Consider the following 14,607-nt stretch of genomic DNA (forward strand, 5'->3'; position numbering starts at 1 on the left):
TGGGACTATCTAGAAAAGTAGGCGTATATAGTCAGCCGATCAACGAGCACCGCGGCCTGGAGGACGACATGGCCATCCCAGACCTCACGCCGCACCCTGTCGCGGCGAAGTACGCCGTCCTTGTGGATGTTGGATATCTCTATGCCGCCGCAGGGGAAGTACTGCTCGGCGCCAAGGAGCGCAAGGAATACCGGGTTGGCGCCGATGAGCTCATCCAATCGCTACAGAAGCATGCAGAACAACGCATTTCCGGCGAGCTGCTGCGGATCTATTGGTATGACGCAGCTCGTGACCGCGTGCCCACCGTGGACCAGCGAGTCATCGCCCAGCTCCCCTGGGTGAAAGTCCGGCTTGGCAACCTCAACGCGCGTGGCCAGCAGAAGGGTGTGGACGCCCAGATCAGGAGTGATCTCGAGGCGCTGGCCAGGCACCACGCGGTGACCGACACGATTCTGCTGGCGGGCGATGAGGACATGGTGCCCGCCGTGGAGGCGGCACAGGCCTACGGCGTGCGGATCCACCTGTGGGGCGTCGAACCGCCCTACGGCACCAACCAGGCCGAGCGCCTGGTGTGGGAGTCCGACACCGTGGAGGTTCTTTCCGCCGAGTTCCTGAGGCCGTTTTTCAGTCGTGCCCCGCAGCCGGTGACGGTCGTGCCGCCGGTGACGGCGCCTTCGCCCGCTCAGGTGTTCGCAGGACGCACCGCCGTGCCGAAGCCGCACGTCAAGCCTGGCCAGGTGGCCAAGCTCGGCCCCTCGCGCCCCCGGGTCGAGGACGTCGGCGAGCACGTGGCGCAGAAATGGATACTCACCCGCGGCCGCGACAACATCAGGGACCTGCTGCCCGGCCCGATCCTGCCCACGGTCATCGACACCGAGCTGCTGATCGAGGCGGAGAAGGAGCTCGGCCACTCGCTGCGGCCCTACCCCGAGGCGAGGGTCTGGCTGCGCGACGGGTTCTGGGCGCGCGTCTACCGTGAGTTCGACCTGGGGGTGGGGGTCTCCTCCAAGTAAGGGGTGGCGAACTCCTTCGCGAAGCGGTCCTCGCCGAGCGCCGCCACCACGGCGGCGGTGATCCTGTCGACGTCGCCACGTTCGGCGGGCGGCAGCGGCGCGCCCAGCGACCGCCTGATCCCGTCGGCCGCGCCCAGCAGGCGGGCCGCCTCGACGGCGCGGCCCGCCGCGGCGTGCGCTCCGGCCAGCCCCTCGTAGGCGAGCGCGACCGCCCGGGGGCCTCCCGACTCGCGCGCCTCCTCCAGGCCCTCGAGGTGCAGCGCGAGCGCGGCCTCGGCGTCGCCGCGCAGCTCGGCCACGAAGCCGAGCTCGGCCAGGATCAGGGCCGAGGCGATGGCCGCGCTCATCTGGCGGTCCCACTCCAGCCAGGTGCGCAGGAGCGCCTCAGCGGCGTCCAGCCTGCCCTGGCGGCGGGCGCTGAGAGCCAGGCCGAGTGAGGCGTACTCCTCGCCGATCGTGTAGCCCTGCTCGCGGGCCAGTCGCGCGGCCTTGCCGTGCAGCTCGTCGGCCTGGGCGAAGTCGCCTTCGAGCAGCGCGATCCTGCCCAGCTCCGACAGCTTGTCGGCCACCTCGCTGTGCAGGCCCAGCTCCTCGGCCATGCGCAGGCCCTCGCGGTGCAGCCTGGCCGCGCTCTCGTAGTCGCCGACGATCTCGGCGTGCGCGCCGAGGCCGAGCGTGGCGTGCAGCTGACCCCACCGGTCGCCCAGCGTGGTGAACAGCGCCATGCTCTGCGCGCCGTACTCGTGGAGGGCAGCGAGGTCGCCGCGCAGCAGCGCCTGCCTGGAGCGGGTGCTCAGCGCGGCGGCGGTGCCCCACTCGTCGCCCAGGGCGCGAAACAGCTCCAGGACGCGTTCGGCCTGCTCCTCGCCGGCCTGCGCGTCGCCGATGCCGAGCCTGACCAGCGAGAGGAACCACTCCGCCCTGGCCCGGCCCGCGAGCCCGTCGAGGTCGGCGGGCCTGGTGGCGGGCTCGGCGTGGTCGAGCACCTCGCCCATGCGCAGGGCGAAGGCGGCCAGCCAGGTCGCGGCCGTGCCCGCGTCGTCCTGGTGGCCGCCTGCCTCGAGGGCGGCGACGAGCGCTCTGCGGCCCTCGCCGAGGCGTCCGCGCAGCACCCAGTACCAGGCCAGCGCGTTGACCAGACGCAGCGCGCCGCCGTGCCTGAGCGCCACACCGAGGGCGGCGCGCAGGTTGGCGCTCTCGGCGTCCAGCCTGGCCAGCCACTCGCGCTGCTCGGGCCCCCGCAGGCGCGGCTCGGCCGAGACGGCCAGCTCGGTGTAGTGGCGCAGGTGCCGCCGCTCGACCTCCTCCAGCTCACCGGCCTCCGCCAGGCGCTCACGGCAGTAGGCGGCGACCGACTCGAGCAGCTGGTAGCGAGGCTCGCCCCCGGTCGAGACCGTCACCAGGGAGTGGTCGACCAGGCCCGCCATCAGGTCCATGACGTCGAGCCCCTCGTCGCCGCAGACCGCCTCCGCCGCGCGCAGCGTGCACCCGCCCGCGTGGACGGCGAGCCTGCGCAGCACCGCGCGCTCGTCGTCGCCGAGCAGCTCCCAGCTCCAGTCGATGACCGCGCGCAGCGTGCGCTGCCTGGCGGGCGCGTCGCTCGCTCCGGCGGCGAGCACCCTGAACCCGTCGAGCGTGCCCTGCGACGAGCCGTCCTCGGGCGGGCGCGGAGCGTCCTGGTGAAGGGCGCCGAGGCGCGCGGCGAGCTCGTTGACGCCGAGCGCGCGGACCCTGGTGGCGGCCAGCTCCAGCGCCAGCGGGATGCCGTCGAGGCGCGCGCAGATCGCCGCGACCGTCGCCTCGTTGCCCGCGTCGACGGCGAAGCCCGGCGCGCGCGCCGTGGCCCGCGCCTCGAACAGCCGCAGCGCGCTCGGCGACGCCAGCGGGGGCACCTGCCACAGCCGCTCGCCCGCGACCCCGAGCGGCCGCCTGCTCGTCGCCATGATCCGCAGCTCGGGCACGGCCCGCAGCAGCGCGCCCGCCAGCTCGGCCACGGGGGCGAGCACGTGCTCGCAGTTGTCGAGGACGAGCAGCGCCCGCTTGCCGCGCATCGTCTCGGCCAGGCTGAGCGCGCCGCTCTCGTCGCGGATGCCCAGCACGGCCGCCACGGCCTCCGTGACCTCCTCCGCCGAGCACTCGGAGTCGCCGAGATGGGAGGGCAGAGCGCCCAGCTCCACCAGCCAGGCGCCGTCGGGGAAGGAGGGGGCCAGCCGCCTGGCCGCCTCCAGCGCGAGGCTGGTCTTGCCCACCCCTCCAGGCCCCGTGAGCGTGACCAGGCGGCCCGCGTCGAGCAGCGCGGTCACCTCGCCGATCGCCTCCGCGCGGCCGATCAGCTCGCCCATCGGGGCGGGCAGGTTGCCGGGGGGAGAACCCGCGGGGGCCGCATCCAGCGAGGGATCCTGCCTCAGCATCGCCTCGTGGAGCGCGACCAGCTCCCTGCCTGGATCGACGCCCAGCTCGTCGGCCAGGCGCTCGCGCAGGTCGCGGAAGCCGTCCAGGGCCTCGTTCTGGCGTCCTGACCGGTAGAGGGCCAGCAGGTGGGCGGCGCGCAGGCCCTCGCGCAGAGGGTGCCTGGCCACCAGGTCGCCGAGCTCGCCCGCCAGCACGGCGTGCTCGCCGAGCTCCAGCCTCGCCTCCGCCTGCTCCTCCATCGCCGTCAGGCGCAGTTCGTCCAGGCGCGCGATCTCGGCCGCGGCGAACTCCTCGTCGGCGAACTCGATCAGCGCGGGGCCCCGCCACAGGGCGAGCGCGTCGCCCAGCAGGTCGGCGCGGGCGCGGGGGGTGCCCGCCGTACGGGCGGCCGCGATGAGCGCCTGGAAGCGGCCGACGTCGAGCGCGTCGGGCGGGACATCCAGCACGTAGCCGGGAGCGCGGGAGACCACCAGCCGCCGCGCGCCCTCCTCGGCGTCCTCCAGCGCCCTGCGCAGCTGCGACACCCTCGTCTGGAGCGAGGCGGCGGGGTTCGTGGGCAGGCTGCCGCCCCACAGGTGGTCGATCAGCCTGTCGGCCGGCACCACCTGCCCTGCCTGCACGATCAGCTCCGCCAGCAGCCCCCGCACCTTGACCTCGGGGATCCGTACAGGCCTGCCCTCTGACGTCCATACGGCCAGCGGACCGAGCACCCCGAATCGCATGGCGCAAACAGTATCCAAAGCAGATCCGAAGGGTTTCTGGAGTCCCGCCCTGCACGGTGTGGACATGCGACTCGCGTTCATCATCGGCGGCGGCGCCGACGGCCTGGCTGTGGCCGAATGGCTGTCCTACCTCGCCTGCCCCCGCGGCTTCGAGGTCGACCTGCTCGATCTCCAGGCCGCGGGGCTGCCCGAGGTGTGCTCGCACGAGGTGCCGACTCCGCCGGCCGTCCAGGACCTGGTGCCCTGGCTGGCGGCGGCGGACGCCTTCGTGGTGGTGATCCCCGAGTGCTTCCCCATGTCGCTCGTCGACTGGTGCGCTCCGCAGTGGCGGGCCAGGCCAGCGGCCTTCGCCGGCAGGCAGGACGCCACGGAGGCCGCCGGCCCACTGCGGCCCTTCTTCGCGACGACCGTCGCGGAGGTCATCAGGTACGGCCGGCCCCGCTCGGCCGACCGCGTGCTGTCCCTATTGAGAAGAGAGAACTGATCATGACTGTGCACCCCCGCGCGGGAGCCAGGGAGTGGCTCGGCCTGACCGTCCTGCTCCTGCCCACCGTCCTGTTGTTCCTGGCGATGACCGTGCTGTTCCTCGCCACCCCGCACATAGCCGCCGACCTGCAACCGAGCGGCGCCCAGCTGCTGTGGATCAATGACATCTACGGGTTCATGATGGCCGGTCTGCTGGTGGCCATGGGCACCGTCGGCGACAGGATCGGGCGGCGCAAGGTGCTGCTGTTCGGCGCCGCCGCCTTCGGCGTCGCCTCAGTGGCCGCGGCGTTCGCGCCCGGCGCCGACCTGTTGATCGTCGCCCGAGCGGTGATGGGTGTGGGCGCGGCCGCGGTCATGCCGTCCACGCTGTCGTTGATCAGCAACATGTTCCGCGACGACCGTCAGCGAGCCAGCGCGATCGGCATGTGGGCGGCCTCCATCTCGGTCGGCGTGGCCGTGGGCCCGCTGGTCGGCGGCCTGCTGCTGGAGACGTTCTGGTGGGGCGCCGCGCTCCTCGCAGGCGTGCCCGTCATGGCGCTCGTGCTGGTCGCGGCGCCCGCGCTGGTTCCCGAGTACCGGGCGCCCAAGGCGGGAGGCGCCGACGTGCTGAGCGTGCTGCTGTCCATGGCGACGCTGCTGCCCGTCGTCTACGGCGTCAAGGAGCTGGCCAAGAGCGGCCTGTCGGTGGTCGCCGTGGGAGCGATCGTCGCCGGTCTGGTGCTCGGCACCCTGTTCGTCCGCCGCCAGCTGCGACTGGAGCACCCGCTGCTGGACGTGAGACTGTTCGCCAACCGCACCTTCAGCGGCGCTCTCGGCGTCTTCCTGCTCTCGGCGATCGCGCTGGGGGGCGTCTACCTGCTGTTCACGCAGTACCTCCAGCTCGTGGCAGGTCTGTCGCCGCTGGAGTCGGGGCTGTGGATCCTGCCCGCCGCGCTCATGCTCGTCGCGGTCTCCACGTTCTCGCCGGCTCTGGCCCGCAGGGTGCGGCCCGCCTATGTGGTGGCGGCGGGAACGGCGCTGTCGGTGGCGGGCTACGTGGTGCTGACCCAGGTCGGCAGCGTGTCGGGGCTGCCGCTGCTGCTGACCGGCTTCTACATCCTCTACCCGGGCATCGCCCCGACGATGGCGCTGACCACGAACCTGGTGATCGCCTCCGCGCCGCAGGAGAAGGCCGGCGCCGCGTCCGCGGTGAACACCACGGCCAGCGACCTGGGCGTCTCGCTCGGCATCGCCCTGCTCGGCACGATCGGGACCGTCGTCTACAGGGGCGCCATGCCCACCGGCTCGGCGGACACGCTCGCGGGAGAGCTCGCGCTCGCCGAGGGCCTGCCCGCGGCGCAGGCCGAGGTCGTGATCGCGGCGGCGCGGTCGGCCTTCACCGACGGGCTGAACGTGGCGGCGGGCGTGGCGGCGGTGCTGGCGGCGGTGGCGGCGCTGGTGGCCGTGACGCTGCTGCGGCGCGTGCCGCCGTCGGGAACTCCCGCTCCGTCGGCTCCTGAGAGGGAGGAGGCGCTGAGCGCCGCATGAGACCACCCCGGCCGGAGCCGGAGGACACGGCTGCGCACCCCGCGCGCCGGGCTCCGGCCGGGGTCTTTTCACCTCGCTCCCCACGGAATCCCCTTCCTCCCCGAGACCCCAGCCGAAGCCGTCGGCCGGGGTCTTTCGGCGTGACCCGTCCGGACGGCACCCCCTCACACCCCAGGACACCCCGGCTGAAGCCGACAGCTGAAGTTGCCTGGCGGTAGGAGGCCCGTAGATCCCGAGAGGGCGCGACCGACATCGGGGCTCTCGGAGGGTGCGGATCAGGTGGGGTTGAGGAGGGATTCGGCGATGGCGGTGCGGGCGTACAGGACGTAGCGCCCCGTCCTGTGGGCGCTGCACAGGCCCGCCTTCCTGAGCGCCGTCAGGTGCTGGTTGGCCCCGGGCTCCGACAGCCCCGCGCGCAGCGCGAGGTCCTTGGTGGAGGCCGGCTGGTCGAGCTCGGCCAGCAACCGGGCGCGGGTCGCGCCGAGCACTGCGGCCAGCGCCTCGGGCGGGTCCTTGCGCTCGCGCTCCCACAGGGTGGCGATGCCGCGCGGCGGGTAGCGGAGCGTGGGCTGGAAGGGCGGCACCGTGATCGAGAAGATCCGCGGCCAGGCGAAGACCGACGGCACCAGGAGCAGGCCCCTGCCGTCCAGCGGGCGCACGCCGTCGCAGAAGCGATGGGCCAGGCGCAGCCGCTCGCCCTGCCAGCTGACGTTGGCGTCGAGGTCGGCGAGCATCCGGTGCACGCCGCCCTCGGCCAGCATGCGGGCCCGGTAGAGCAGGTCGCCCTCCATGAGCGTGCGGATGCGCGGCCAGTACGGCTCGATCGCGACCGCCCAGTACGCCCTGATCTGCGCGGCCAGCCGTTCGAGCCCCGCCGAGGGATCGTCGTAGAGCGCGCGCAACCCCGGCGTACGGGCGCCGCCCCACGCGTCGAGCTCGGCGCGCACGTCGGCGGCGCGGGAGAGCATGCCCGACAGCTCCAGCTCCAGGTCGGGCAGCGACGTGGTCGGCGGAGGGGCGATGAAGCAGACCAGCGAGATCGTCGGCATCGGGACCAGGTCGGACAGCAGCCGCCAATCGACCCCCTCCAGCCGCCCGCGCACCTGCTCGGCCCACGGCCGGTTGACGCCCGCGGGCTCCTTGATCACCCGGACGCTGGCCACGACCTCCCACAACGGGGAGATCGCGAAGCGCGTGTTGGCGATGTCCTGGACGGTGAAGGTCAGTTCGATTAGCTCTCTCCTTAATCCATCGCCATTATGACGCGGCGACGGCATCTTTCCAGGCATGGACCCTGACTTCAGGCGGCTGTACGTCGCCGCGTTCGGCAGCCAGTTCGGCACGCAGCTGTCCCATGTGGCGCTCCCCCTGCTCGCGGTCACCGCGCTGAACGCGGGCCCTGGAGAGGTGGGCCTGCTCAGCTCGCTGGCGACGCTGACCGTGCTGCTGGTGGGACTGCCCGCCGGGGTCTGGGTCGACAGGGTGCGGCGGCGTCCCGTCATGGTCGCGATGGACGTACTGCGGGCGCTGGCGATGGTGTCGGTGACGGCGGCCTGGTGGCTGGACGCGCTGACGATGCCGCAGCTGTACCTGGTCGCGATCGTCTCGGGCGCCGGCACGCTCTTCTTCGACGTGGCCTCGCACAGCCTGGTCCCCTCGCTGGTGGGCAGGGATCGGCTGACCGCGGCCAACTCCCTGCTCGTCGGGACGACCTCGGCGATGTACGTGTCGGGCCGCAGCGTGTCGGGCGTGCTGACCCAGGTGTTCGGCGCGCCGCTGGTGCTGCTGCTCGACGCCGTCACGTACGCGTGGTCGGCGCTGTGGCTGCGCGGGATCCGGGCGGTCGAGAGCCCGCCTGCCGTACGGGAGCCGATCGGACGGCAGCTGCGCGAAGGGCTGCGGTTCCTGTTCGGCAACAGGGTGCTGGTGGCCATCGCCGCGCAGGGCGCGATGGCCAACCTCGGCTTCCCGCTGGCCACCGTGCTGCTGCCGGTGCTGCTGGTGCGGGAGCTGGCCTTCCCCGAGTGGGTGTTCGGCGCCTACCTGGCCGCGAGCGGGGTGGGGGCGCTGGTGGGTTCGGCCTGCGCGCACCTGATGGCCAGGTGGCTGGGCCAGGGCGGCGCTGTGTGGCTGCTCAGTCTGGCGACGGCGCCCTTCGGGCTGCTGGTGCCGCTGCTCGACCACGGGATCTGGATCTGGCTGTCGGCGGCGGGCTTCTTCGTCGTATCCGTGCGCACGGGCGTGAACAACGTGCTGCTGGTCAGCTTCAGGCAGCAGCTCACACCCGACACCATGCTGGGCAGGATGACCTCGATCATGCAGGTGATCCTCATGGGGGCGGTGGGCATGGGCGGCCTGCTCGCGGCGGGCGTCGGTGAGCTCTGGGGGGTGCGCGCGACGCTGTGGGCGGGCGGGATCGTGATCGCCATGTCGTGGCTGCCCCTGGCCACGGTGAGGTCCGAAATCCGCCAGTTGGGACTTCCCGCCAGGCGATAGCGTCATGGCATGGAAACGTTGGACTTCGACGCCTGCTACCGCGCGGTGTCCGCGCGCGACGCCAGGTTCGACGGGCGCTTCTACACGGCGGTGAAGACGACGCGCATCTACTGCAGGCCGATCTGTCCCGCCCGCACTCCCTCCTCACGCAACGTGCGCTTCTACCGGCACGCCGCCTCCGCCGAGGCGGCGGGGTTCAGGCCGTGCAAGCGCTGCCGTCCCGAGCTGTCGCCCGGCGACCCCGGCTGGGACGTCAGGGGCGACCTGGTGGGCAGGGCGCTGCGGCTGATCGACGACGGCGCCGCCGACGAGCGCGGCGTGGCGGGGCTGGCGGCCAGGCTGCACATCACCGAGCGCCACCTGCACAGGCTGTTCGTCGCCGAACTCGGCGTCGGGCCGCTGGCGGTGGCCAGGACCAAGCGGCTGCTGCTGGCCAAGCAGCTGCTGACCGAGACGGCGCTGCCGGTGACCGACGTGGCGTTCGCCGCGGGGTTCGGCAGCGTGCGGCAGTTCAACGCGGCCATGCAGGCGACCTACGGCTTCACGCCCTCGGAGATGCGCGCCACCGCGCACCGCCCGGGGGTCCCGGCCGCGCTCAGGCTCAGGCTGAACTGGCGGGAGCCGTACGACGTGGAGGGGCTGTTCGCCTTCCTCGCCGCCCGCGCGATCCCCGGCCTGGAGAGTGTGGACGGCGGGTCGTACGTGCGGGTGATCCCCGGCGGGACGATCACGCTGACGCCCGGCCGCGGGCACGTCGTGCTGGAGGCCTCCCTCGACGACACCCGCCAGCTGGCCAGGGTCGTGGCGCGCTGCCGCAGGCTGCTGGACCTCGACGCCGACCCTGCCGCCATCAGCGAGGCACTGGGTTCGACGTCACTGGCGCCGCTGGTGGCCGCGCGTCCGGGGCTGCGCGTGCCCGGCGCCTTCGACGGCTTCGAGCTGGCCGTGCGCGCGATCGTCGGCCAGCAGATCTCGGTCGCGGGCGCCAGGACGCTCCTCGGCAGGATCGTGGCCAGGGCGGGCAGGTTCCCCACCGCCGAGGAGATGGCGGAGATGGACCTGTCGGCGCTCGGTCTGACCACCAGGCGGGTGGCGACGCTGCGGGACCTGGCGGGCCGCGTCGCCTCGGGTGAGATCGACCTCGACGGCGGGCAGGACCCCGCCGACGCGGTCGCCGCCCTGCTCAGGGTGCCCGGCATCGGCCCGTGGACCGCCGGATACATCTCGCTGCGCGCGCTGCGCGATCCCGACGCCTGGCCGTCAGGCGACCTCGTCCTGGTCAAACGCATGGACGCGCTCGGCATCCCTCAGGACCACCTCGAGCGGTGGCGCCCATGGCGCGCCTACGCCGCCCTTCACCTCTGGAGCTCCTCGTGATCGACGCTCAGATCCTCCCGACCCCGATCGGCCCGCTGTCCCTGCTCGCCCGCGAGGGCGTGATCGTGGCCGCGGGCTTCACCCCCGACCCCTCCCAGATGTTCGTACGGCTCTCGCCCCAGCTGCAGGCCCTCGGCCTCGACGTCGTGGAGGATCTCGGCGCCCCCGCCGAGGCCGTCCGCGCCTACCTGGCCGGCGACCTCGACGCCCTCGACGAGGTGCCGGTCGAGCAGCCAGGCTCCCCCACCCGCAGGCGGTTGCACCAGGCACTGCGCGAGGTCAAGGCCGGGACCACGGTGTCGTACGCGGAGCTGGCCGAGCGGGCGGGGATGCCGAGGACCGCGGCCAGGGCGGCAGGGTCGGCCTGCGCGCAGAACCTGATCGCGCCGTTCGTGCCCTGCCACCGGGTGCTGCCGAGCACCGGCGGATTCGGCGGCTACTACTACGGGGTTCCCGTCAAGGAGTGGCTGCTCGAGCACGAAGCGTCCTGACGGTTACCAGTCGCCGCCCTCGTCGTCGCCCTCGAAGATGTCCTCGACGACCTCGCCGAGGACCAGCCCTCCGACGACGCCGGCCCGCGCCCGCGGCGACGGCGGCTCCCATGCCGGAGCCGCCGTGGTGCCCTCGGTGGTCGTCATGGCCGTAGTGACCGTGGGACGGCGCGGCGTGGCCGACGCCGGAGGTGAGCCGGCCCAGCCAGCGGTCGATCTCGGTGACCCAGTCGGTGCGCAGGGCCTCCTCGTGGGTGACGTGGAAGCGGCCGATGGCGTCCCCCGAGCGGCCTCCCGCCTCCAGGACGATCTCCAGGCCGCCCTGGTCGGCGACGAAGGTGAGCTCGACCTCGCCGCCCCGCCCGTAGAACTCGATCTCCTGGTAGAACGGCAGATCCTGGCGTACGCCGTGGATCCTGCCCACCTCCAGATCGGCCGACTTGAACTGGAGCCCGAGCTGCGGGAAGGCCTCGAGGACGCGAAGCTGCGAGGGCAGTGGCTCGACCGAGACGGGGTCGAGGTCGCCCTTGTCGACGGCCTTGGCGATGGCCAGCTCGGTGCGCACGCCCACGGCCATGCCGGTCAGCCACTGGCCGCCGATCTCGCTGACCGGGGTCTCCCACGGCACGCCGAAGCTGAAGGCGACGACCTTGTCCTCGCCCTTGCGCAGGGAGAAGGGGCCGCTGACCTGCACGCGGAAGAACTCGCCCAGCCCGCCGCTCTCTCCCTCCGAGTGCTCGATCTCGACCCTGGCGACCAGGCCGAGCGTGATGTGCTCGATGTCGGCGTCGAAGTCGCCGCCCTTGAGCCGCACCTCACCGGCCAGCGAACCTCCGGGCTGGATCCGCGGGGTGGCGAGGACGGTGTCCACGGTGGGCGCGCCCACACCCAAGGCACCCAGCATCCGCTTGAAGACCACGGCTTGTTCTCCCTGTCGAGTCGATTGAGTCAGCCTCCCGGCTGAACGATCAATGCTAGGGGCGTGTTCCTGACCTGGAGAGAAAACCGCCACCCCGGATCGCGACGTAGGCTGGCGCACGGACCTGGGGGCTGGCCATGGACCTCCCGGCGACCTCGGGCGCTGAAACGGAGACACTCGTTGACCATCTATCCGGCCAGGTCGCTGGTCATCCTCACCGGGCTGCCGGGAGCGGGCAAGACGACCCTGCTGCGCCGCCTGTACGACCTGGACGGCACCGAGAGCGCGCCGGTCACCGTGGGCGCGGTGACGGTGATCGACTCGCAGCAGTCACGCAGCCGGTGGGCGGGCAGGCCGCGGTGGGCGCCGAAACCGGTGCGCACGGGCCTGGTGTTCGCCACCCACATGTGGCGCATCAGGAGCGGGGTGCGCGCGGGCGGCCCGGTGATCGCGCACAACCGCGGGTGCGGGCCTTTCGTGCTGCGCGCGTTCGCGTGGCTGGCCCGCCGTCACGGCGCGCAGCTGCACCTGCTGCTGCTGGACGCGCCGCCCGAGGTCGCCCTCGCCGGGCAGTACGCCAGGGGCAGGGTCGCCGCGCCGACCACCTTCACCCGCCACCAGCGTCACTGGCGCGCGCTGCTCGAACGGGTGCGGGCGGGTGACCCGACGCCCGCCGCCAGCGCCCGCGTGCTGGAGCGCGAGGACGCCGACCGGCTGGAGGTCATCCTCTTCGGCGATCACCGCGGGCTGGCCGTCCCCGGCGGCTGACGACCGCCGGCCGCGGTCAGCGCGTCGGGCTCCTCCTCGCGAAGCAGCAGCAGGTCGAGCTTGGCGTGGAGAGCGGCCAGGTCCTGCTTGACGGCCTTGAGCTCGGCCTGGGTCTGGGTCTCCGCGGGCGAGGGTTCCGAGTCGTTCATGGCGTTGACCACGACGGCGATGAAGAGGTTCAGCGCGACGAAGGTCGACATCAGGATGTAGGCGATGAAGAAGAGCCAGGCCCACGGCTTCTCGCTCATCACCTCCTGCGCCACGTTGCCCCAGTCGTCGCCCGTCATGATCTGGAACAGCGTGAACAGCGAGCGGGGCAGCTCGTCGAAGCGCTCGGGCACGATCTCGCCGAAGAGCTTGGTGGCGATCACCGCGGCGATGTAGATCATGAGCACCAGCAGGCCGATGATGGAGGCCATCCCCGGCACCGCGGCGAGCAGCGCGTTGACGACACGCCGCATGCTCGGCACCGCCGACACCAGGCGCAGCGCCCGCAGGATGCGCAGCGCCCGCAGCACCGAGGTGGGGCCCGAGGCCGGCACCAGGGCGATCGCCACGATGACGGCGTCGAACCAGTTCCACGGATCCTTGAAGAACGCCCCTCGGTAGGCGTAGAGGCGGGCGGCGATCTCGACGGTGAAGACCGTGAGCGCGATCCTGTCGACCGCGTGTAAGAACCCGCCCATCCGCTCCATCAGGTAGGAACTGGTCTCGCATCCGATGGTGACGGCGTTGACCACGATGACGAAGATGATCACCCGCTGGACGAGCCGGGTCTCGATGATCGAACGAACGCGCTCTTGCCGCGACAAGCGAACCGCTCCCGAGTGATGAGAGGAGACCGAACGATGATCATCGTAGCGATCGGGAGGATTCGGTCAGGCTCGGGCGCCCCAGGTGTTCAGTGCGACGTAGGCCGCGCGCCACTCCTCGTGGTAGGCCTTCCGGATGTGCTCGGGCATGCGGCCGAGGATGAATGAGACCCGCTCCTCGCTCGCCTCGTCCAGCACCCACGGCAGGTAGCGCTGCGCGTCCGCGCCGATGCGTTTGCCGTGCTCCTGGCCGAAGCGCTGCCACTCCTCCTCGGTGACGCTCAGGTCGATGACCGCGAGCGCCTCACGCTCCTCGTGGCTCAGGTGCCCGCCCAGGACGGTGGCCAGGCTGTCGGCCAGGCCGCCGAGCCGTTCGTGGCCGGTGTCCGGGTCGGCCAGCGCCTCGTCGAAGGAGGCGAGCAGCGGGTCGATGAGGGCGTGCTCGGCTTCCATGGCCGCCAGCAGCGCCAGTTCGTCAGGCCGTCCCGCGAGGGTCCGCTCCATCACCGGCCACAGCATGTCGTCCTCGGTGGTGTGGTGCACCCGCAGGTACCCCTTGAACAGCTCCCAGCCCAGCGCCGCGCCGAGCAGGCGCCTCGGGTCGTCGTCGAGGCGGGCGGTGAGCTTGGCCACGCGCTCCACGTCACGCCTGAGCGCGTCGTGCACCGCGAACATCATCGTCATGTCGAGTCGGTAGGTCATGAGCCGACCATAAATCTCACCTTTCCAACTGTCAATCTTCCAACTATCAACATGCTGATACGATCGAGCCGTGAACCTGTCCGACCTCGTCCAGCTCTCGCTCGGCAACCTCATGCGCCAGGCGTTCACGCTGTTCACGGGCGACTCCCGCTCGCGTGACTTCGTCGCGCTCGACGTCCTCGCCGACCAGGACGGGCTCTCGCAGCAGGACCTGTCCGAGCGGCTCGGCCTCAACAGGACGCTCATGGTGCGGCTCATCGACAGGCTCGAGGAGGCCGGCCACGTCACGAGAGCCCGCAACCCCCTCAACCGCCGCTCCTACGTGCTGAGCCTGACCGACAGCGGCCGCAGGGCGCTCGGCGAGATGCGCGAGGCGGCCTCGGCCCACGACGCCCAGGTCACCGCCGTGCTGACACCGGCCGAACGGCGAAGGCTCAACGAGCTGCTCGGCACGCTCCTGCCCGAGCCCTCACCGCTCCAGAGCACCGAGCACCTCGTCGCGCAGGCGCACTACCGGCTGCGCAGGCTCGGCGACGCGCAGCTGGCCGGCACGGGACTGCGCACCCGGCACTTCGGCCCGCTGGCGGGGCTCGACGCACTGGCGCCCTGCCCGCAGCAGCAGCTGGCCCAGTACCTCAGGATCACCGAGCCGGCCGCGGCCGAGGTGGTCGAGGAGCTGGTCCAGGCCGGTCTCGTGGTCAGGGGGAGGGACCCGCACGACCGCCGCCGCTACGCCCTGGAGCTCACCGACCTCGGCAGGCAGCGCCTGGAGGAGGCCCGTGACGCACAGATCACCATCCACGCTCAGATCCGCGACCTGCTCGGCGGCCCCGAGCCCGAACAGGAGCTGCGCGAGCTGCTGAGGAAGCTCGTCGGGTGAGC

General features: G+C 72.2%; 14 protein-coding genes. 8 read left to right on the top strand and 6 right to left on the bottom strand.

The annotated features are described in order from the left end of the window. Positions 1 to 5: 5 nt before the first annotated feature. A complete protein-coding gene (locus tag FHR33_RS50440; RefSeq protein WP_246453665.1) occupies positions 6 to 218 on the bottom strand; it encodes a hypothetical protein in 213 nt (70 codons plus the stop codon). Between FHR33_RS50440 and FHR33_RS20715 the strand changes: the two genes are divergently transcribed. Continuing rightward, positions 123 to 1,013 carry an NYN domain-containing protein gene (locus FHR33_RS20715; protein WP_312896010.1) on the top strand — a complete coding sequence of 297 codons (891 nt, stop codon included), beginning with the start codon at positions 123 to 125 and terminating at the stop codon, positions 1,011 to 1,013. The two genes, FHR33_RS50440 and FHR33_RS20715, sit on opposite strands and share 96 nt — an antisense overlap. Here the strand turns inward: FHR33_RS20715 and FHR33_RS20720 are convergent. Then, positions 971 to 4,147, bottom strand: a complete 3,177-nt coding sequence (locus FHR33_RS20720) for an ATP-binding protein (protein ID WP_183650277.1) — start codon at positions 4,145 to 4,147, stop codon at positions 971 to 973. The two genes, FHR33_RS20715 and FHR33_RS20720, sit on opposite strands and share 43 nt — an antisense overlap. 64 nt (positions 4,148 to 4,211) lie before the next feature. Here FHR33_RS20720 and FHR33_RS20725 point away from each other — a divergent pair, with 64 nt between their 5' ends. Both FHR33_RS20725 and FHR33_RS20730 read left to right on the top strand, forming a co-directional pair. Beyond that, positions 4,212 to 4,631, top strand: a complete 420-nt coding sequence (locus FHR33_RS20725) for an NADPH-dependent FMN reductase (RefSeq protein ID WP_246452020.1) — start codon at positions 4,212 to 4,214, stop codon at positions 4,629 to 4,631. Positions 4,632 to 4,633: 2 nt separating this feature from the next. Further along, a complete protein-coding gene (locus FHR33_RS20730; RefSeq protein ID WP_183650281.1) occupies positions 4,634 to 6,160 on the top strand; it encodes an MFS transporter in 1,527 nt (508 codons plus the stop codon). 275 nt (positions 6,161 to 6,435) lie between these two features. On the opposite strand, the gene FHR33_RS20735 is transcribed toward FHR33_RS20730, so the two are convergent. Next, positions 6,436 to 7,437 carry an ArsR/SmtB family transcription factor gene (locus tag FHR33_RS20735; RefSeq protein WP_183650283.1) on the bottom strand — a complete coding sequence of 334 codons (1,002 nt, stop codon included), beginning with the start codon at positions 7,435 to 7,437 and terminating at the stop codon, positions 6,436 to 6,438. A 10-nt stretch (positions 7,438 to 7,447) separates the two neighbouring features. Here FHR33_RS20735 and FHR33_RS20740 point away from each other — a divergent pair, with 10 nt between their 5' ends. Genes FHR33_RS20740 through FHR33_RS20750 form a run of 3 tightly spaced genes read left to right on the top strand, consistent with a single transcriptional unit; the run spans position 7,448 to position 10,524 of the window. Beyond that, positions 7,448 to 8,656: an MFS transporter gene (locus FHR33_RS20740; RefSeq protein ID WP_183650285.1), complete on the top strand. Its 1,209-nt coding sequence runs from the start codon at positions 7,448 to 7,450 to the stop codon at positions 8,654 to 8,656. A gap of 9 nt (positions 8,657 to 8,665) precedes the next feature. Then, on the top strand, positions 8,666 to 10,033 hold the full coding sequence (locus FHR33_RS20745) for a DNA-3-methyladenine glycosylase 2 family protein (RefSeq protein ID WP_183650287.1): 1,368 nt from the start codon (positions 8,666 to 8,668) through the stop codon (positions 10,031 to 10,033). Next, on the top strand, positions 10,030 to 10,524 hold the full coding sequence (locus FHR33_RS20750; RefSeq protein ID WP_183650289.1) for a methylated-DNA--[protein]-cysteine S-methyltransferase: 495 nt from the start codon (positions 10,030 to 10,032) through the stop codon (positions 10,522 to 10,524). Before FHR33_RS20745 ends, FHR33_RS20750 begins: the two co-directional genes overlap by 4 nt. Here the strand turns inward: FHR33_RS20750 and FHR33_RS20755 are convergent. Next, positions 10,490 to 11,443, bottom strand: a complete 954-nt coding sequence (locus FHR33_RS20755) for a sporulation protein (RefSeq protein WP_312895642.1) — start codon at positions 11,441 to 11,443, stop codon at positions 10,490 to 10,492. The genes FHR33_RS20750 and FHR33_RS20755 overlap by 35 nt on opposite strands. Positions 11,444 to 11,623: 180 nt before the next feature. Between FHR33_RS20755 and FHR33_RS20760 the strand changes: the two genes are divergently transcribed. Next, positions 11,624 to 12,211 carry an AAA family ATPase gene (locus FHR33_RS20760; protein ID WP_183650291.1) on the top strand — a complete coding sequence of 196 codons (588 nt, stop codon included), beginning with the start codon at positions 11,624 to 11,626 and terminating at the stop codon, positions 12,209 to 12,211. Here the strand turns inward: FHR33_RS20760 and FHR33_RS20765 are convergent. Both FHR33_RS20765 and FHR33_RS20770 read right to left on the bottom strand, forming a co-directional pair. Beyond that, positions 12,181 to 13,023 carry an ion transporter gene (locus FHR33_RS20765; protein WP_183650293.1) on the bottom strand — a complete coding sequence of 281 codons (843 nt, stop codon included), beginning with the start codon at positions 13,021 to 13,023 and terminating at the stop codon, positions 12,181 to 12,183. The two genes, FHR33_RS20760 and FHR33_RS20765, sit on opposite strands and share 31 nt — an antisense overlap. Before the next feature lie 66 nt (positions 13,024 to 13,089). After that, on the bottom strand, positions 13,090 to 13,725 hold the full coding sequence (locus FHR33_RS20770) for a hemerythrin domain-containing protein (protein ID WP_183650296.1): 636 nt from the start codon (positions 13,723 to 13,725) through the stop codon (positions 13,090 to 13,092). A 70-nt stretch (positions 13,726 to 13,795) separates the two neighbouring features. Here FHR33_RS20770 and FHR33_RS20775 point away from each other — a divergent pair, with 70 nt between their 5' ends. Continuing rightward, on the top strand, positions 13,796 to 14,605 hold the full coding sequence (locus FHR33_RS20775; RefSeq protein ID WP_312895643.1) for a MarR family winged helix-turn-helix transcriptional regulator: 810 nt from the start codon (positions 13,796 to 13,798) through the stop codon (positions 14,603 to 14,605). Positions 14,606 to 14,607 lie beyond the last annotated feature (2 nt).

Source organism: Nonomuraea dietziae (assembly GCF_014195505.1).
GTDB lineage: Bacteria > Actinomycetota > Actinomycetes > Streptosporangiales > Streptosporangiaceae > Nonomuraea > Nonomuraea roseola.